General features: G+C 68.5%; 19 protein-coding genes and 2 pseudogenes. 10 read left to right on the forward strand and 11 right to left on the reverse strand.

Features of this window, described 5'->3' with window-relative positions; translation table 11 throughout:
- Positions 1-186: 186 nt before the first annotated feature.
- Complete coding sequence (locus MYF83_RS39530) at positions 187-1080, reverse strand: helix-turn-helix transcriptional regulator (RefSeq protein WP_248965944.1); 894 nt, start codon at positions 1078-1080, stop codon at positions 187-189.
- A gap of 209 nt (positions 1081-1289) precedes the next feature.
- Here MYF83_RS39530 and MYF83_RS39535 point away from each other — a divergent pair, with 209 nt between their 5' ends.
- Both MYF83_RS39535 and MYF83_RS39540 read left to right on the forward strand, forming a co-directional pair.
- Positions 1290-1613, forward strand: a complete 324-nt coding sequence (locus tag MYF83_RS39535) for a carboxymuconolactone decarboxylase family protein (protein WP_248965945.1) — start codon at positions 1290-1292, stop codon at positions 1611-1613.
- Positions 1614-1655: 42 nt separating this feature from the next.
- Positions 1656-2066, forward strand: a complete 411-nt coding sequence (locus MYF83_RS39540) for a (R)-mandelonitrile lyase (protein WP_248965946.1) — start codon at positions 1656-1658, stop codon at positions 2064-2066.
- A 64-nt stretch (positions 2067-2130) separates the two neighbouring features.
- On the opposite strand, the gene MYF83_RS44855 is transcribed toward MYF83_RS39540, so the two are convergent.
- Positions 2131-3336, reverse strand: a complete 1206-nt coding sequence (locus MYF83_RS44855; protein ID WP_443729311.1) for a Tn3 family transposase — start codon at positions 3334-3336, stop codon at positions 2131-2133.
- Positions 3337-3476: 140 nt separating this feature from the next.
- On the reverse strand, positions 3477-4883 hold the full coding sequence (locus tag MYF83_RS44860; protein WP_443729312.1) for a DUF4158 domain-containing protein: 1407 nt from the start codon (positions 4881-4883) through the stop codon (positions 3477-3479).
- 371 nt (positions 4884-5254) lie between these two features.
- Here MYF83_RS44860 and MYF83_RS39550 point away from each other — a divergent pair, with 371 nt between their 5' ends.
- Both MYF83_RS39550 and MYF83_RS39555 read left to right on the forward strand, forming a co-directional pair.
- Entirely contained in the window at positions 5255-5401 is a 147-nt protein-coding gene (locus MYF83_RS39550) for a hypothetical protein (protein ID WP_248965947.1), read from the forward strand.
- Between the two features lie 269 nt (positions 5402-5670).
- Positions 5671-6156, forward strand: coding sequence for a DUF1062 domain-containing protein (locus tag MYF83_RS39555; RefSeq protein WP_248965948.1), 486 nt, complete (start codon positions 5671-5673; stop codon positions 6154-6156).
- A 208-nt stretch (positions 6157-6364) separates the two neighbouring features.
- Here MYF83_RS39555 and MYF83_RS39560 read toward each other — a convergent pair whose 3' ends face one another.
- Positions 6365-7075: a VOC family protein gene (locus MYF83_RS39560; RefSeq protein ID WP_248965949.1), complete on the reverse strand. Its 711-nt coding sequence runs from the start codon at positions 7073-7075 to the stop codon at positions 6365-6367.
- A 206-nt stretch (positions 7076-7281) separates the two neighbouring features.
- Positions 7282-8355 (reverse strand): saccharopine dehydrogenase family protein, encoded by a 1074-nt coding sequence (locus MYF83_RS39565; protein ID WP_308201575.1) that lies wholly within the window; start codon positions 8353-8355, stop codon positions 7282-7284.
- A gap of 71 nt (positions 8356-8426) precedes the next feature.
- On the opposite strand from MYF83_RS39565, the gene MYF83_RS39570 reads away from it, so the two are divergent.
- The 3 genes and pseudogenes from MYF83_RS39570 to MYF83_RS39580 form a co-directional block, all read left to right on the forward strand.
- Positions 8427-9374 carry a helix-turn-helix domain-containing protein gene (locus tag MYF83_RS39570; protein ID WP_248965950.1) on the forward strand — a complete coding sequence of 316 codons (948 nt, stop codon included), beginning with the start codon at positions 8427-8429 and terminating at the stop codon, positions 9372-9374.
- 423 nt (positions 9375-9797) lie between these two features.
- Positions 9798-10787 (forward strand): BtrH N-terminal domain-containing protein, encoded by a 990-nt coding sequence (locus tag MYF83_RS39575; protein ID WP_248965951.1) that lies wholly within the window; start codon positions 9798-9800, stop codon positions 10785-10787.
- A gap of 96 nt (positions 10788-10883) precedes the next feature.
- Positions 10884-11216 (forward strand): annotated as a pseudogene (locus tag MYF83_RS39580) (recombinase family protein); the annotation flags it as partial.
- On the opposite strand, the gene MYF83_RS39585 reads toward MYF83_RS39580, so the two are convergent.
- Positions 11213-11710 (reverse strand): winged helix-turn-helix transcriptional regulator, encoded by a 498-nt coding sequence (locus tag MYF83_RS39585; protein WP_248965952.1) that lies wholly within the window; start codon positions 11708-11710, stop codon positions 11213-11215. The pseudogene MYF83_RS39580 and the gene MYF83_RS39585 overlap by 4 nt on opposite strands.
- Positions 11711-11782: 72 nt before the next feature.
- Between MYF83_RS39585 and MYF83_RS39590 the strand changes: the two genes are divergently transcribed.
- Both MYF83_RS39590 and MYF83_RS39595 read left to right on the forward strand, forming a co-directional pair.
- A complete protein-coding gene (locus tag MYF83_RS39590; protein WP_248965953.1) occupies positions 11783-12382 on the forward strand; it encodes a dihydrofolate reductase family protein in 600 nt (199 codons plus the stop codon).
- Complete coding sequence (locus MYF83_RS39595) at positions 12376-13185, forward strand: MBL fold metallo-hydrolase (protein ID WP_248965954.1); 810 nt, start codon at positions 12376-12378, stop codon at positions 13183-13185. Before MYF83_RS39590 ends, MYF83_RS39595 begins: the two co-directional genes overlap by 7 nt.
- A 23-nt stretch (positions 13186-13208) precedes the next feature.
- On the opposite strand, the gene MYF83_RS39600 is transcribed toward MYF83_RS39595, so the two are convergent.
- Both MYF83_RS39600 and MYF83_RS44685 read right to left on the reverse strand, forming a co-directional pair.
- Complete coding sequence (locus MYF83_RS39600; RefSeq protein ID WP_248965955.1) at positions 13209-13379, reverse strand: hypothetical protein; 171 nt, start codon at positions 13377-13379, stop codon at positions 13209-13211.
- Between the two features lie 139 nt (positions 13380-13518).
- Positions 13519-13812 (reverse strand): annotated as a pseudogene (locus MYF83_RS44685) (Tn3 family transposase); the annotation flags it as partial.
- Positions 13813-14080: 268 nt separating this feature from the next.
- Here MYF83_RS44685 and MYF83_RS39605 point away from each other — a divergent pair.
- Entirely contained in the window at positions 14081-14950 is an 870-nt protein-coding gene (locus MYF83_RS39605; protein WP_248965956.1) for an alpha/beta fold hydrolase, read from the forward strand.
- A gap of 374 nt (positions 14951-15324) precedes the next feature.
- Here MYF83_RS39605 and MYF83_RS39610 read toward each other — a convergent pair whose 3' ends face one another.
- From MYF83_RS39610 to MYF83_RS39620, 3 genes are all read right to left on the reverse strand, one after another.
- Positions 15325-15651 (reverse strand): hypothetical protein, encoded by a 327-nt coding sequence (locus MYF83_RS39610; RefSeq protein ID WP_248965957.1) that lies wholly within the window; start codon positions 15649-15651, stop codon positions 15325-15327.
- A 46-nt stretch (positions 15652-15697) separates the two neighbouring features.
- Positions 15698-16195, reverse strand: coding sequence for a hypothetical protein (locus MYF83_RS39615; protein ID WP_248965958.1), 498 nt, complete (start codon positions 16193-16195; stop codon positions 15698-15700).
- Between the two features lie 137 nt (positions 16196-16332).
- Positions 16333-16680, reverse strand: a 348-nt coding sequence (locus MYF83_RS39620; protein ID WP_248965959.1) for a hypothetical protein, incomplete at its 5' end; no start/stop codon positions are given.

A 16680-nucleotide genomic window follows, 5' to 3' on the forward strand; every position in this document is an offset into this window, starting at 1 on the left:
TAATTTCTAGAAATCAAAAATCAAAAATAGCGATCTGTTGCGCATCGACCGAGCAAGGTAACTAACGAGAAGGAGACTTCCCGCAAGTTATCGAGGACGGCCACCGAACCGGGGTCTTCTCCCAACGTGTTGCGATCGGTCGTTTACGAGAGCGGCCAGTCATGCTCCGTGACCATCACGCGGCGCTCACCGGTTCTGTCGATCGGCGGTGCCGGGGCTGCTGGTGGGCGAGATGTTCTCAGTGGCGGCCCAGGTGGCGAGGAGTTGTAGGGCGTCGTGCTCGGGGCTGCCGGGTCCGGCGGTGTAGGCGGTGAGGGTCAGGCCGGGCTGTGCGGGCAGTTCCATTGCGTCGAAGTTCAGGGTGAGGGCGCCGACGGCGGGGTGGTAGAAGGCTTTGCGGCCGGTGTGATGCAGGCGCACGTTGTGCTTGGCCCAGGCGGTGCGGAAGTCCTCGCTGCGGGTGACGAGCTCTCCGACGAGTCCGGTGAGGTCGCTGTCGTGCGGGGCCCGTCCGGCCTCGGTGCGCAGCAGGGAGACGGTGGTGTTCAGGGACTCGTCCCAGTCGGGGAAGAAGTCGCGGCCGCGCGGGTCGAGGAATTGGAAGCGGGCGATGTTGACGGGGAGGGGTGCGTTCTCGGTGAACAGGGGCGCGTACAGGGCGCGGCCGAGGGGGTTGGCGGCGAGGATGTCCAGGCGGCCGTTGCGGATGAAGGCCGGTGAGTCGGTCATGGAGTCCAGGACGCGCAGGACGCTGTCCGGGAGGGGGCCGCGGGCGCGCTTGCGGTGGGTGGGGCGTTTGGCGGCGGTGCGGGCCAGGTCGTAGAGGTGGGCGTGTTCGGCGTCGTCGAGCTGGAGCGCGCCTGCGACGGCGTCGAGGACTTCCTCGGAGGCCCCGGCGATGTGGCCGCGTTCCAGGCGGACGTAGTAGTCGATGCTGACGCCGGCGAGCAGGGCGACTTCCTCGCGGCGCAGGCCCGGCACGCGCCGGTTTCCGCCGTAGGCGGGCAGCCCGGCCTGTTGCGGGGTGATCTTGGCGCGGCGGGAGGCCAGGAACTCGCGGATGTCGCTCTCGGTGCTCACGCATTCCAGGCTAAGCCGGTCGGCTCACGGGTGGGGGGTCCTCTCAGTACCTGTAGGCCCAGGCCCTCCCTCACCTCTGATCTGCGGTTTCCTCGATATCGGCAGCGGTTGAGACCCCCGGATCCCGGGCTGTGGCGGCTGCCGAAGAACCGTCCCCGCCACACAGTGGTCTTGACCGGCCCGCACCGTTTTGATCAAGGAGTCAGCACATGCCGAAGCAGTCCGCACCCCAGGAGCTTGCCGCCATCGCGCCGAAGCTCGTCGAGGTCACCAACGAGGTGCTCTTCGCCGACGTCTGGGAGCGCCCCGGGCTGTCCCCGCGCGACCGCAGCCTGGTCACCGTGAGTGTGCTGGCCGCCCTCTACCGCTCCGAGCAGCTCGGCTACCACCTGGGCGTCGCCCTGGACAACGGCCTGAGCGTCGAGGAGCTGTCCGAGGCCATCACCCACCTCGCCTTCTACGCGGGCTGGCCCAACGCCATGACCGCGATCAACCAGCTCAAGGCGATTGCAGACGACCGTAACGCCGCCTGACCGCGCTGACGCCAAGCCCCCTCACGATGAAGGAATAGAGCCATGGAACACATTGCCTCCACCCCCACCATGAAGGCCCCGGCCGAGCGCTTCACCGGCGACGTCTACCTCAACATGATCGAGGCCCCCACCGAGCCCGCCCGCCTCGCGGCCGGCCTGGTGCGCTTCACTCCCGGCGCCCGCACCAACTGGCACTCCCACGCCAACGGCCAGGTCCTCTACGTCACCGATGGCGTCGGCCTGGTCGGCACCCGTGACGGCAGCGTCGTGCGCATCAGCGCCGGGCAGACACTCAAGTGTCCGGCCGGCGAGGAGCACTGGCACGGGGCGACCGACACCAACCTCATGGCGCACATCGCCCTCGTGGTCGGTGACGGCAACGGCGACGGCACCACCTGGCTGGAGCCCGTCACCGACGCGCAGTACGACGCCGCCCTCGCCGGCAGTCACTGACCGACCGGCCGGCCCGCCCCTCTCCCACGCCACCGCGCGGGAGGCAACAGGCGAAGCCCGGGCATCACCCTGGGACGGCTGCGGTTTCCCCTTGCGGGGCGCGCGGGCCGGGCACCGTCGCCCGGAGGGACAGGTCCAGATCAAGGCGGCTGTTCATATCCAGCTCGAACCGGCCGTACGGATTCACGTGCGTCCAGAACAGCGGCGACAGCGCCCGCCGGTCCGCGTCGGTGAGCTTGTCCGCCCACTGCGGATCGGCCAGGACCTCCTGCATCAGCAGCGTGTTGACGTGCACCAGCGCGGACTGGAGCAGGTGCAGCGCGAGCATGCTGACCTCCTGGGACTCCTTGTCCGCACCGGCCAGGTCGCCGTCCTTGCCGTAGAAGAGGTCCTTGTTCGCGCTGTTCCAGTTCTCCACAACCTGCAACCCCTCGTGGATCTCCTGCCGCATCTCGACGTCGGCCAGGTAGTCGCAGACGAACGAGGTCCTCACCGCCCGGCCCAGCTCCTCGATCGCCCGGTACGTCGGGTGCTTCGGCCCTCCCCGGGTGAACCGGCGCAGGACCTGCTCGGCCTCGGCGGTACCCAGGCGCAGGGCGGTGGTGTACTTCACGATCTGGTCGTACTGCTGGGCAATCAGGTCCCAGTCGATCGTCTTGGTGGAGAGCACCGGGCCCAGGTTCGGCCACTTGTCATCCTCCCCGGCCGCGGGCCGGTACAGCTTCGCCGAGCCGATGTTCTTCAACCTCGGCATCAGCTTGAAGTCGAGCATGTGCGCGAAGGCGAACCCGACGATGGAGGCGCCGTGCGTGTCGGTGTACTGCCGGTCGACGACCATGTCGGTGCAGTGCCGCAGCACACCCTCGATCATCGAGGCGACCTCGGAGGCCGAACAGGACTTCAGCTGGGAGTAGATGCAGACGGACTTCCGCTCGACATGCCAGTAGATCATCACGCCGGGGCCCCGGTAGCGCTGGTGCCACTCGGTCATCAGGTTGCTGGACCAGGCGCCGAACTTGCGGCTGTCGGAGGCGCACGCGGTGCCGGTGCCCCACCACATCTCATCGCGGACGGCGAAGGTGGCGTTCACCAGCTTCCGCAAGGCCGCGCGCATGTTGGCGCGGTTGACGAACAGGTGCCGCACCCGCCGCAGCGTCGACTCGCTCTCGCCGTGTTTGCCGGTCACCGCGACCCGCTTGACTCCCATGTTCGTGCCCAGCCCGAACAGGACCAGCAGCAGCCGGCGCCGCAGAACGTCCTTCGACAGCATCCCTGGTGGCCACCGAGGTGAACTCGGCAATGAAGTCGGTGTCGAACTCGGCGTACTTCAGGATGTCCAGCAGGTCGATGGTCCCCCACCGCCGCTCGATCTCGCCCTTGATGGCCACCAGGCTCTCGGGCTCCTCCTGCTTACCGCGCGGGGAGACCCTGATCCACGGCTCGCCGTGCTTCTTGACGATCGCCACCCCGCCCGTCGTGCCCTCTGCCAGCGCCTGCTCGAAGCGGTCCAGCGAGGTGCGGAGCTTGCCTTGCAGGGCGGCGATGAACTCCCCGGCGTCCTGCGGCTGGCCCAGCGCGGCGTAGTGCACGTCCCGGTTGTCCTCGAAGTCCGCCGGCAGGTCGTCCTCCGGGTTGCGCCACCGGTTCGCCCCCACCACCCAGATCTCCCGGCGCCGCACCGCGTCCCGCAAAGCGACCAGCACGCACAGCTCGTACGGGATGCGCTCGACCCGTCCCTTGTCGTCCACCACCGCCGCCCACCAGTGCTCGGGCACCACCCCAGCAAGCGGCACGCTCTCCGCCGGATCGAAGAACGCGCCCTCCTTCAGCGGCTGGTCCAGGTAGCGCTGGAGCAGGTCGATCGCGTCCATCACCGGCCGGTAGGCAGTGTTGTTGCACTTCAGCTCCAGCGCGCCCAGCAGCGGCGAGAGCATCCGGCGCCAGTGCGCCGAGTACGACGACCGCAGCACAGTACGGACGCGGGCCTTGTAGCGGGCCTCGTTCGCCACGGCCTCCGCCGCCAGCGCCTTCAGCGTCCTCTCCCCGCCGACCACCGGGTAGATCACCCGCCGCACCGTGCCCGGACGGCTCCGACAGCGCCGCCTCCGCCACCCGCAGCAGCATGCCCTCCTTGCCGCGGACCTTCTTCAGCTCGGTGTTCAGCTCCTTGTCGACCTTCCGCTCCGCCCGGGTGTTGATCTTCAGCACGAGCTGGATGAACAGGTCCACCAGCGAGTCGGTGATCTCCGTCTGCCGCACATGGCACAGAGCGGCCAGCAGGGTCAGGCGCCTCGGAGGCTTCATCCGCTCCAGGTTCGCCGGGTACTCCTTCGACGCCCGCGCCCGCCAGGCGTCCACCAGCTTCTCCGACACGTCCGCGAACAGGTCCGCGGGCAGCTCCAGCCGCCCGTTACGGCACTGGGCAACCACCGCCGCCGCCAGCCGATCTCGCGACAGCTCCACCGGACACAGTTCAGCGGCCAGCCACTCGGCCAGCCGATCCTGGTCCTCCTCGGTGTTCGCCCGGAACCCGTACGCTTCCCGAATCTCCTTACGGTGTCGCTTGATCCGGTCGCCCTGCCAGTCGTAGTCCGCCCACGCCCCGGCGGGGACCTTCACCTGCTGGGCAACGTACTCCACCGCCGCGGCGGGCATCTCCTTCGCGGACTCCGGGAACCGGGCCTCCACCTCGAAAAACTTGAGCAACAGCGCGAAGCCCAACCGGGTCGCCCCGGACTTGTTCCGCACCTTCTTCATGTCGTCTTCGAGCAGCGTCCAGACCTCGATCAGGTCTTCCGGCTCCCAGTCCTGCCGCATCCACTCCACCCCTCACAGTCACTCGTGCAGCTCAACGAAGCGGTCAGGGCGGGGAAACGAAAGCTATGGAAGTTACTCAGCGCTACACGCCACCTGGCGGTAGCTATACGAGAACAGGGCCGACACAAGGCGGCTATCCCTGTTGACATCTTGGTAACCAGTACCTGGACTGACCTGCGCCTTGGTCATGCGCTGTCGCCAGAGGCGGTCATCGAGATGTCACACACCCTGGACCTGTCGATGCTGCCGGCCGAACGGCGCCGCTTCCTCGCGGGGGTCGGCCGCCGGTTGACGCCTGGGCGCTGCAACGGCGCGAGCCGGAGCGGCGGTACCCGATCCTGCTCACCCTGATCACGCAGTCCGCGGTCGACGTGCTCGACGAGACGCTGCTGCTGTTCGACCAGGCCATCGCCGGGCGGGAGGCCGCAGCCAAGGCCAAGGTCGACAAGGCCCTCTCGAGCGACAGGGACCCACCCCCGCCGGAAAACCGTTTGAGCCTTCCTTCCGCGTTCCCGTAGGTTGCCTGCGGCCCCGTCGCAGTGAGGACAGAGGACAAAACCGCGTGACCCCGCCTGCTCTTTAGACCTGACACCTTCTTCCGCTCACCTTCAAGCCGACCCTCCCGTCGGCTCTGCCGGGCTGCCCGTGTGCGCCCGGTCATACAGCGTTTGAGGCCGCGCGCAATCGGCCTCGTGTCAGGTCTAGAGAGATCATGTCTTCACAACCTCATACTGTGCTGCCCTGGGTCGTTCGTCGGACCAGGCTGCCTCTGCTGTCGTTGCGGTGCGTGGACTGCCGGTCGGAGTCGGCCACCACCGGCGAGGGCAGGTTCCGCGTCAACGCCAACGGCAAGCTGCTGGACGTGTGGCTGCTGGTCCGCTGCGTGTCCTGCGATCGGACGAGCAAGCTCACCGTGCACGAGCGAGCGCCGGTCAGATCCTTCGATCCAGCCGAGCTCGACGGCTACCACGCCAGCGATCCGGAGCTGGTGGCGTCCAGGCTGTTGGATCCGCTGCTCGCCCGGCGCAACCGCTTCACCCTGGACTGGAATGGGGCCTGGCGGCTGGACACCCCGACGGCATGGCTCGACGAGGCGTGGCCGATCCAGGGGGAGGTCGTCTTCAAGGACCCGGTGCCGGTGCGCCCGGAGCGGCTCATCGCGCAGGGGCTCGGACTCAGCAGGAACGAGGTGCTGCGCCGGATCAAGTGCGACATTCCGCTGCGCCGTCCGACGAGCGCCGGGTTCACCTTTACCGTGATGGCCGGGGACTAGCGGGCATGTAGCCGCGGCGCGCGATCCCATCAAGCATCCGGCGAAATACGCCTCGTCCAGCGGCGGCTCCAGCGGCATGGAGTCGCCCAGGGCGGCCACGGTTATTCGGGACTCTCTCGGCGCCTGGAGATCGAGTACTGCGGCGAGTGGCTTGCCGGCGGCGTCGCCGAGAAGCCGTTGTACGACCCGCGGATGAAGAGGGTCCGCGTCAGCGCGGGGTGAGGACGCAGAACTCGTTGCCCTCCGGGTCGACGAGGCACGTCCACGGGACGTCGCCCTGGCCGAGGTCGATGTCGGTGGCGCCAAGAACCCGCAGCCGGGCCACCTCCGCCGCCTGATCGTCACCGGGGTACGGCCGGAGGTCGAGATGGACGCGGTTCTTCACGCTCTTGGCGTCGGGCGTTCGGAGGAACTCGAGATACGGGCCGACGCCCTTGGCGGAGCGCAGCACCGCATGATCGTCGGTCACCTCGTGCAGGGTCCAGTCCATCGCCTCGCCCCAGAACCGGGCCATGGCCCGCGGATCCGCGCAGTCGGCCACCACCGCGGCCATCGGCCCGGTGTCCTGGTAGATCGATCGAGGCTCCAGCACGCAGAACTCGTTGCCCTCCGGGTCGGCGAGGACCGTCCACGACACGTCGCCCTGGCCGATGTCGGCGGGCGTCGCACCGAGAGCCTGGAGGCGCGCGATCAGGTCCGCCTGATGGGCCGCTGAGGTGGTGGCGAGGTCGATGTGCACGCGGTTCTTCACCGTCTTGGATTCCGGGACGGCGATGATGTCTAAGCAGACGGCGATGGGGTCAGGATAGGTGAAGCCCTCGGGTTCGAGGTTGGTCACGCCCGGTTCCTCGCTGGAAATGGTCCAGCCGAGCGCCCCGGCCCAGAACCGGCCGAGCGCGGAGTCATCCCGAGCATTCATCGCAATCTGAACAAGCCGCGACGCCATGCCGCCGATCTTATACGTGCTCGACGCGCTGCTGGGCAACGCCACCGACCTGCCGGTCCTCGCGACCAACGCATGGAAGGTTGACCACCGTGCTCGACCCGGACGGCCGCCTCGCACGGGTGATCGGCCCGCTCATCGACCGCACTGACCACGGTCTGGATCCCGGCACGGGTCGCCGGTCAGCCGCGTGTGTCGAGCGGGACGTGCAGCGAGAGGTGCGAGGACAGGGCGCGGAGGAAGTCCGGGGCGTCGAAGACAGCACCCGCGGAGGCGACGCCGGTGGTCCTGGTCCGGCCGGTGAGGATGCGGTCGACGGCCTCCACCGCGAGCGGCGCGCTGATGGCGTAGATGTCCTGACCGGCGGCGACCACGCGGCGTTCCGTGCCGCCGGAGCGGACGAGGACGTCGACGACGAAGGTCTGCGCGGAGCGGCCGCGCTCGTCGACGGCGGTCGGTGCCGAGGCGTCAGGAGCGGACAGGTCCGCGGCCGCCTTGGCGGTCATGTAGGTGCGCACCTCCGGGACGGCCAGGTGGCTGGGAACGGTGACGACGTCGGCCATGGTGAACTCTCCGATGACGCTCTGGGGGCCGAGCGGAGCCGGGAAGGGCCACTCCAGGGTCGGCAGAGCGTCGTCGTGGTACTCCAGCCGTCCGCCGGTGTAGCGGACACGGCGGCCACCCCGTCGCTGCCCCGAGACCGCGCCCGAAACGAGCGTTCCGGCAGTGGGGTGCCAACTGCTCAGGCCGTAGGCGATGTGCGCCTCGTCCGCCGCCGTCCAGTCGCCCATCGCGGTGGTGACCAACAGGTCGCCGAGGCCGCCGTAGAAGGCCATCGCCGGGACCACCACGGTGCCCGCGGCGCGGGCGCGCTCCGCGAAGTGCGCGAACGTGTCAAGGTTCGCCTCGATCTCGGCCGCCACGTCGACATACGGGATGCCGGCGCGCAGCGCCGCCTCGACCAGCGGGGCGGCGGTCGTGGCGAAGGGCCCGGCGCAGTTGATCACGGCGGCCGCGCCGTTCAGCGCGCGGTCGAGCGAGGCCGGATCGTCGACCGACGCCTGCCGCGCCTCGAGCCCAGGTCGGGCCTGCACCAGCGCCAGCAGCTTGTCCTGGTCGCGACCGAGGAGCAGCGGGACGTATCCGCGCTCGCGCAACTCCGCGACCACGAACCGCCCGGTATGCCCGTAGGCGCCGAACACCGCCACGTTCCGCCCCGATCCCATGCCTGCTCCCGCGTGCTCGAAGTGATCCACTGCGGAAATCCTGTCCCCGTTGGCCCATCGGTGCCAGTGTCCGGAACGACATGACCCGTACAATTCCCGACATGAGTTCTGTCCCGCGCTCCGTCGCGGTCGCCGCTACCGACGGGATGCTGCACTTCGAGCTGTCCCTGGCCTACGAGGTCTTCGGCTCCGCCCCGGCCGCCCTGCCAGGCCCCTGGTACGACGTCAGGGTGTGCGGCACGCACGCCGTCCGGGTCGGCCGGTTCCTGCTGGAGCCGGACTGCGGGCTCGACCGGCTGGCGCACGCCGACACCGTGATCGTCCCCGCCTTGGCGGACGTCGACGAGGACCCGCCGGCCGACCTGGTCGAGGCGGTGCGCGCGGCCCACGAGTCGGGCGCGCGGGTGGTCTCCCTGTGCACGGGCGTGTTCGTGCTCGCCGCCGCCGGCCTGCTGGACGGGCTGAGCGCGACCACGCACTGGGCCCACACCGAGGAACTGGCCGCGCGCTACCCCCGGGTGAAGGTCGACCCGGACGTGCTCTACGTCGACAACGGCAGCGTGCTCACGTCTGCGGGCAAGGCCGCAGCGATGGACCTGTGCCTGCATCTGGTCCGCCGCGACCACGGCTCGGCGATCGCCAACGTGGTCGCCCGCCGCCTGGTCGTGCCGCCCCACCGGGCCGGTGGCCAGGCCCAGTTCGTCACCACACCGGTGCCCGCCCAGGACGGCCATCCCCTGACCGAGCTGCTCCCCTGGGTGATGCGGCGGCTGGACCAGCCGCTCACCGTGGAGGACCTGGCCCGCCAGGCGAACATGAGCTCGCGCCACCTGGCCCGCCACTTCCGCTCGGTAACCGGCACCACCCCGCTGCAGTGGCTGCTGACGCAGCGGATCCGCCGCGCGCAGGAGCTGCTGGAGACCACGGACGACAGCGTCGACACCATCGCCTCGGCCGCGGGCATGGGCACGGCGACGACACTGCGCCGCCACTTCCACCACACGATCGGCGTACCGCCGGACGCCTACCGCCGGACGTTCCGGGCGTGAGGCTGCGGTAAGGGTTGAGGTCAGCCAGAGATCAACCCGGCGATGATCTACGAGCACTGGGCAAACCGGCATGGACCGTAGCAGCGACGATCAACCCAGCCGACACCGGGAGGCTGACCAGGTGGCTCCATCCGGATCAGCGTCCTCTTCACGCCGGCTACAGCCGTAGAAGATCTCCAGGTTGACCCGAATCATGATCAGCGGCCTTGGGGCCAATAGGTACAGCGTTGGACTCTCCCACCTGGGGAGAGTCCACCATGATGGCGTGCAAGACGAACTTCTCATCATCGGGCGCTTCGCCCGCCTGTGCCGGCTCAGTGTCAAGCAGCTACGGCAAACGGATGGAGATCGCTGCCGGAGCGCAGACGCTGCGCAAGAAGAACTGATGACCCGGCTGATCATCCCCGTCCAGGAGAGCATGGCATGACCACGGTAATAGACATCGATGCCCGCGGTACGCAGCACTGCGAGACGACGGCTCTGGGGGTGCTGCTGCGGCACCAAGGACTCGATCTGTCCGAGCCCATGCTCTTCGGTCTCGGCTCCGGCCTGTCCTTCATCTACTGGGACAGCAAGGACATGGGCTTCCCCTTCCTTGGGGGACGGGTCAAGCCTTTCGACCTCACCAGAAACCTGGCCACCAGACTCAAGCTGGAGCTCCTGGTCCAGGAAACCACCTCGCCCCGCAGGGCATGGGAGAACGTAGTGGCCCCCATCAACGCCGGCCACCCCGTCGGGCTGCAGCTCGACAGCTACTACCTGGACTACTTCGGGTCGAAGGTGCACTTCGGCGGTCATGTCGTCGCCATGTACGGCTATGACGACCACGACGCCTACCTGGTGGACACCGGCCAGCAAGGCGGAGCGGTATCCACCAGCCTGGCCAGCCTCGCTCAGGCCAGGGCCGCGCGCGGTCCGATGACCGCTAAGCACCGCTCCTTCACCCTCACCGCTCCGAGGAACCTGCCCTACCCACAGAGCCAGATCATTCCCGCCATCACCGCCTGCGCCGACGCCTTCCTCAACCCGCCCATCGCCAACCTCGGCCACCGAGGCATTGAGAAGGCTGGCAAGCTGGTACGCACATGGCTCCAGCGCACTGACAGCCCGCAGCGGGACCTGCCGCAGGCTGCCCTCTTGATGGAGAAGGCCGGCACGGGCGGCGCCCTGTTCCGTAACCTCTACCGCGACTTCCTCGCCGAATGCACCGAGCTGCTCGACAGCAGCCACCTGCGCACCGGCCACGGGCTGTACTCCGAGGCAGCCATCCTGTGGACGGCAGCCGCAGCACTGATCACAAAAGCCGGTGAGTCAGGCGATGCGCAGTGCCTCGTACAGGCAGGCACCATCCTCAGCGATCTTTCACGGATAGAGCACGAGGCCATGCAGGCACTGAACCGCCTGGAGGAGTGAGACCCCAAGCACAATCCAACCCCTGACAGTCTTCAAGAAACCTTCTTTTTCTGAAGACCGCCCGGCGGGACCGCCCGAACCCCACAGGTCGACGCGCTCACCGCCGCCGGGTGCCGGAAGATCTTCGCGGACAAGAAGGCCGGTAAGAACGCGCTGCGGCCGGAGCTGAAGGCGTGCCACGCCTTCCTCGACCCCGGCGACACCCTCGTGGTCCCCTCGCTCGACCGCTACGGCCGCAGCCTCCAGGACCTCATCGACATGGTCGCCGAGCTGCGCGAGCGCGGGATCGGCTTCACCTCGCTGCACGAGAACCTGGATACCACCACCCCCGGCGGCCGGCTCGTCTTCCACGTCAACGTCTTGTGCGCGGTGACGGCAAGCTACCGAAGCCCAAGAAGGTCAGGGCGGGGGCCGTTCCGTCACCGTTAATCGACGTGTTCTTGCTCGGCGGCCGCGGCGTAGGCGGCGTCGAGGCGCTCGAACGGGCCTGGACCGTCGAACGGCTTCGGCGGGGCGCCGAGGTGGCGGACGCGAAGCTCGTCCATGAGCTCCTCGATGAACGCCGGACCCTCATCGCGCATGAGCTGCTGCCGGCTCCGGAGCTCGTCGCTGCCCGGGCGCCAGTCGAGGCCCCAGTTGCCGAGGGCGTAGATGATCGGAAGAGTCTGGATACCAGCTTCAGTGAGGCTGTAGCGAGCGCGCTGCCCCCGCGCAGCGGTGCCGCGGGTGAGGATCCCTGCGTCGACGAGCCGCACGAGGCGGTCGGCGAGGATGTTCGAAGCGATGCCCTCGATCGACCCGGTGAGCAGCACCCGAAAGTAGCGGCGGTCGCCGAAGATGACGTCGCGAAGCACGAGCAACGACCAGCGATCTCCGAGCACCTCGACGGCGGCGTTGATCGGACACCCGGACCGTGGTTCCACGATTCCTCCCTTGACAGGTATTTCGTCCTACCTATAGTAGTTGCAGAATACAATCACTCTTGGGAAGAGGAGATGATGGGCCGCTTCGTCTATTCGATGAACGTGTCCCTCGACCTGCGGATCGAGCAAGTTCCTGGGGACAACGGTGCTGGCGAGTGGCTGCGCATCGACGAGGAACTGCACCGCGAGTGCAACGCGCTGACACAGGCGCTCGCGCTCATGGTCCAGGGCCGGGTCTACTACGAGGTCATGGAGGAGTACTGGCCACGGGCGCGCGAGGACGCGTCACTGCCGGACTTCATGCGTGAATACGGCGAGATCTGGACAGCCAAGCCCAAAGTGCTTGTCTCCCGCACCCGCCGCAGCGCCGATCACAACACCCGGATCATCGGCGGAGACGACGCGATCGAGCAACTCGCCGCCCTGCGGGCCGGGACCGACGGCAGCATCAGTGTGGGCGGCGCGGCGCTCGCGACGCAGCTGCTCCGGGCGGGGCTTCTCGACGAGCTGCTGCTCTTCACCCACCCGGCAATCCTCGGCTTCGGCAGGCCGCTGTTCGACGACTACGACGTGCCGATCGAGCTCGACCTGCTCGAGCAGCGATCGTTCAAGCAGGGCGTCACGATGCATCGCTACGCCATCCGGGATGCAAAGGAGGCGAGCTCGTGCTGAGGCAGGTCGCGGAGGGTGTGCTGGTCCACGAGAGCGAGTTCGTGCAGAGCAACGCCGTTGTGGTGCAGGGCCGGGCCGGTGTGTTGCTCATCGACCCCGGGGTGACCGGCTCCGAGATCGACTGCCTCGCGAACGACCTTCGCGAGTTGGGTCAGCCCGTTGTGGCAGGGTTTTCTACGCATCCGGATTGGGATCACCTGCTCTGGCACGCCCGGCTCGGCGAGGCGCCCCGTTACGGCACGGCGCGCTGCGCGGCCACTGTCCGAGATCAGCTGTCGGACGCAGGTGCGAAGGCCCGCATCGCCGCCCACCTGCTCGAGACGGAAATCGCCGGGCAGGTACCGCTGGACCTACTCGGCGTCATTACCGGCCTGCCCGCCGAAACTGCGCAGATTCCTTGGGATGGCCCTCAAGTCCGGATCATCGAGCATCAAGCGCATGCCCCGGGCCACGCGGCGCTGTTGATCGAGGAACGCGGCGTTCTCGTCGCCGGCGACATGCTCTCTGATGTCCTGATTCCGATGCTCGACTTGAACGACACCGCGGACCCGATCGAGGACTACCTCACCGCGCTGCGGCTGCTCGAGGGCGTGGCGAGCGACGTCGATGTCGTCGTCCCGGGCCACGGTTCCGTCGGCGGATCCGACCAGGTACAGGCACGGATCGACCAGGATCGGGCGTACGTACTCGCGTTGCGGAACGGCCAAGTCCCCGCCGACCCACGGGTCGGCCCATCGGCCAAGCCTGGCTGGGAGTGGGTGAGCGACGTGCACGAAGGGCAACTCCAGCGCCTCGCCCAATGAAGCGAGCGCGACGGGGCGCCCCGCTAGCGATCGGTGTGCGACACAGCCAGTACGCGCGGGTCGCCGGTCGGGATCTGGGGCAGCGGCACGACGTTCTCCAGGGCGGTCGGGCTGATCAGCGGCGGGGTGCCCTCTGCGGCGGCGAGCTGGGCGTCTGCGAGGGTCTTGTGGACGACGCCGACGGAGACCTTCACTCCGGCGGCGATGGTGCGGATGGATTCGCCGCGCTTGCGGCGGTCGAGGATCGCGGCGCGTTTGTCGTCGTCGACAACGGGGCGGCGGCCGCCGCCCCGGCCGCGTGCGCGGGTGGCGCGGGTCGCGGAGTTCGCGGATGGTGCCGAGGGCGAGGGCGGGCCGGTAGGAGATGCCCGGCAGCTCCAGCAGCCCGAACACCACGTCGGAGTAGGAGCCGGTGTCGGACACCACGATCTCGGGGAGGTCGCCGCCGTCCAGGCCGAAGATGACGTCGACCATGTGCAGGGAATCGCGGATCGTCCCCGACACAACCTTCGCGCCGCGTCCCATACCACGGTCATTTACCGCGTTCAGCCAGGTCATGCCACGCTTGGAGCCGAAGTACTTGCGGTTGGGGCGGGCGTGAACGCCTCGGCGAGCTCCGGCAAGCAATCGCCGAAGTCGTAGCGGTAGGCCATCCGCTCGCCCGGCCGAGGCAGCAGGCCGGCCAGCGTCACCGCCGTCTCGTCGCGGGCGTTGTCGCCTTACTCCTCCCAGTCCTTGGCGAACAGGTGCAGGTGGTAGTTCTGCCAGGACCAGGAGGTGTCCAGGGTTGCCACGTCGACACTGGTCAGCGATATCCGTTGGATTTTCCGCGATTACTACCGGGACCCCGCGTAGGGTCCGATGAGTTCTTGATACGGAAGGGGTCTACACCGTTATGACTACGCAGATGCTCAAGACTCCCGAGGTCGACCTCGCCTACGACGTCCACGGTCCGCTGCCGACCGCCGACGGACGCCCACCGCTGGTCATGATCGGCCAGCCCATGGCCGCCAGCGGCTTCGGCGCGTTGGCGTCGCACCTCGCCGAGCGCACCGTGGTCACCTATGACCCGCGCGGCCTCGGCCGCAGCACCCGCAAGGACGGCCGGGTCGACCATGTGCCCGGGATCCAGGCTGCCGACGTGCACGCCGTCATCGAGGCGCTCGGGGCGGGCCCGGTCGAGATGTTCGCGAGCAGCGGCGGTGCGGTGACCGCGCTCGCCCTCGTGGCGGCGTACCCCGATGACGTGACCATCCTTGTGGCCCACGAGCCGCCGCTCATTCCGGTGCTCTGCGACGCCCAGGCTGCCGAGCGCGCCCGGGCCGGCGTCCGGGATGCGTACGAGGACAAGGGCTCGGGTGCCGGCATGGCGGCCTTCATCGTGATGACCTCGTGGCAGGGCGAGTTCACCGACGACTACTTCGCCCAGCCCGCGCCGGATCCAGCCGTGTTCGGGATGCCGACCGATGATGACGGCTCCCGTGACGATCCGCTGCTCTCCGACCGGTCTTGGGCGGTCAGCAGCTACCGGCCCGACGTCGACGCGCTTACCGCGGCGCCAACGCGGGTCGTGATCGCCGTGGGCGAGGAATCCCTGGACACCTTCACCGGACGCACCTCGGTGGCCACGGCCAAACTGCTCGGCCAGCAGGCGACGGTCTTCCCGAGCCACCACGGCGGCTTCCTCGGTGGCGAGTTCGGCTACGCCGGGCAGCCTGAGGCCTTCGCCCGCAAGCTGCGCGAGGTCCTCGACGCCGCCAGCTGACGGTCGCCCTTCTCATCGTCACGCGGTGTCCGTCTGACTCCCCTGACGCTCGGACACATGACGAGCCGGCGGACACCGCGGTGACATGCACTGGCCTGAGGACGATCAGCCCGGTTGCAGCACGCCGCGTCACCGGCAGCGGGTTCGGCCGCTTGCGCGCGGTCAACGGCCGACATCTGGCCCCGCTCGTCCGCGCCGTGAGCCGTCCATCTTTGACGATGATCGGGGGTACAGCTACGCCTTCGCCAAGATTGTCGAGCGTCTCCGGGCTCCGGGGTGCTTAGCCCGCATCAAAGAGGCCCTCGCCCTGCACGTCTCCGCCGCCTCGTGCCGCCAGCGTGGCGCAAGGCCGGGGGATCGAGTCCGGCCGTTCCTCAGCGGCGGTACATCACGTACAGCTGGCCGTCGTGGGAGGCTGCGGCGGGCTCGTCCACCAGCTTGATGGCTTGCGTTCCGCCCACGTAGTCGATTCCGCTCCACTCGTTGGGGGTCCAGGTGGCCGCTAGCAGGAAGCCATCCATGCCGCGGAGGAACATCCACAGCCTCCCACTGTAGTCGGCGAGGGCCATGCCGTTCTCGGTGCGCCAGTTCGGATGGACGGGCTTCTCGTCCCAGCGGCCGCTGTCGTCCGTTCCGCTGGTGTACACCTTGTTGTCCACTCCGCGGGCGACGCGCCATATGTAGCCGGCGTGGGCAGCCATCGGGACGGCGTTCTCCACCGCCCAGCCGAGGTTGTTGCGGTAGGCCTCACTCCACCCTCGGCCGTCGTGGATGTTGAGGTAGAGCTTGCCGATCGAGGCTGCGAACGGCGGGCGCGTTGATGTCGTCTAGGAGGCGGCCCAGGAGGATGGCCAGTCTGGTGGGGCCGGTGCCGCGGTATCCCCAGGTCAGGCCGCTGCCGTCTTCGGGGGCGAGGTAGAGGGTGCCGTCGCTGGTGCGGATCCAGACCTGGCGGTCCCGCAGGATGACCTGGGACAAGGGGGTCAGGGCTGGCAGCCGCTGCGGGACGGCCGCCCATGCCGTGCCTTCGGGGGTGGTGATGGCGGGCAGGTCGGTGGCCGGGTCTGTCCAGTACTCGCCGATGGTCCAGGTGTCGAACGCGCGGGCCGCCGCCGTCGGTTCGGCGGGCTCCAAGCGGGCGATGAACTCAGCGGCCTCGTCGGACTGTTCGGGGTCCAGGTGGTTGGGAGAGCCGAAGGGGAAGTAGCGTCCGCCGTCCCACTGCAGGGCGAGCGTGACGGGCACCCTAGGAAACATGATCGGTCTTGCGGGGCGGGCCGCTCTGTTACGGCGGACAGGTGGAGTGTGGTGCGACGGACCAGGGGGTTTCGTCGGGGGCAACGCCGACTCCGGAACAATCACGAGATTGCTTGGCTGAACCATCACAGGAAGAACGCCAGAGCCCGCTCGGCCACAACCGGGCCTGATTTCCGTTCCGATGGGCTCAAGTGGTTGAGGCCGTCCATGGTTTGGAGTGTGGCGTGGGGAAGGGTGTCGCGGTGCGCGGCGAACCCCTCCTGGTGCTCGCGCGACGAGCGGCCGCCCACCAGGAGCAGCACCGGGGCGGTGACGTCCGCGAACTCGGGGAGCCGGCCCTGTTGGGCTGCGAGTTGCTCGTGCTCGGCCAGACAGGCCCCCAGAAGGGGCCGCATTCGCTGCCAGGCCGGCCCGCGGAAGCCGGCACGAAACGCCATGCGCAGATACCAGTGCGGCAGTTTGGTGATGAAGGC

It is taken from the genome of Sphaerisporangium perillae (genome assembly GCF_023276435.1).
Classification (GTDB): Bacteria; Actinomycetota; Actinomycetes; order Streptosporangiales; family Streptosporangiaceae; genus Sphaerisporangium; species Sphaerisporangium perillae.

What these genes read in the sequence shown, in the direction of transcription:
- MYF83_RS39535 (WP_248965945.1), top strand. Translation starts at nt 1,290, where the DNA reads ATGCCGAAGCAGTCCGCACCCCAGGAGCTTGCCGCCATCGCGCCGAAG.
- MYF83_RS39540 (WP_248965946.1), top strand. Translation starts at nt 1,656, where the DNA reads ATGGAACACATTGCCTCCACCCCCACCATGAAGGCCCCGGCCGAGCGC.
- MYF83_RS39575 (WP_248965951.1), top strand. Translation starts at nt 9,798, where the DNA reads ATGACCACGGTAATAGACATCGATGCCCGCGGTACGCAGCACTGCGAG.
- MYF83_RS44855 (WP_443729311.1), bottom strand. Translation starts at nt 3,336, where the DNA reads ATGCTGTCGAAGGACGTTCTGCGGCGCCGGCTGCTGCTGGTCCTGTTC.
- MYF83_RS39570 (WP_248965950.1), top strand. Translation starts at nt 8,427, where the DNA reads ATGAGTTCTGTCCCGCGCTCCGTCGCGGTCGCCGCTACCGACGGGATG.
- MYF83_RS39610 (WP_248965957.1), bottom strand. Translation starts at nt 15,651, where the DNA reads ATGGCTGCCCACGCCGGCTACATATGGCGCGTCGCCCGCGGAGTGGAC.
- MYF83_RS44860 (WP_443729312.1), bottom strand. Translation starts at nt 4,883, where the DNA reads ATGCGGCAGGACTGGGAGCCGGAAGACCTGATCGAGGTCTGGACGCTG.
- MYF83_RS39605 (WP_248965956.1), top strand. Translation starts at nt 14,081, where the DNA reads ATGACTACGCAGATGCTCAAGACTCCCGAGGTCGACCTCGCCTACGAC.
- MYF83_RS39560 (WP_248965949.1), bottom strand. Translation starts at nt 7,075, where the DNA reads ATGAATGCTCGGGATGACTCCGCGCTCGGCCGGTTCTGGGCCGGGGCG.
- MYF83_RS39590 (WP_248965953.1), top strand. Translation starts at nt 11,783, where the DNA reads ATGATGGGCCGCTTCGTCTATTCGATGAACGTGTCCCTCGACCTGCGG.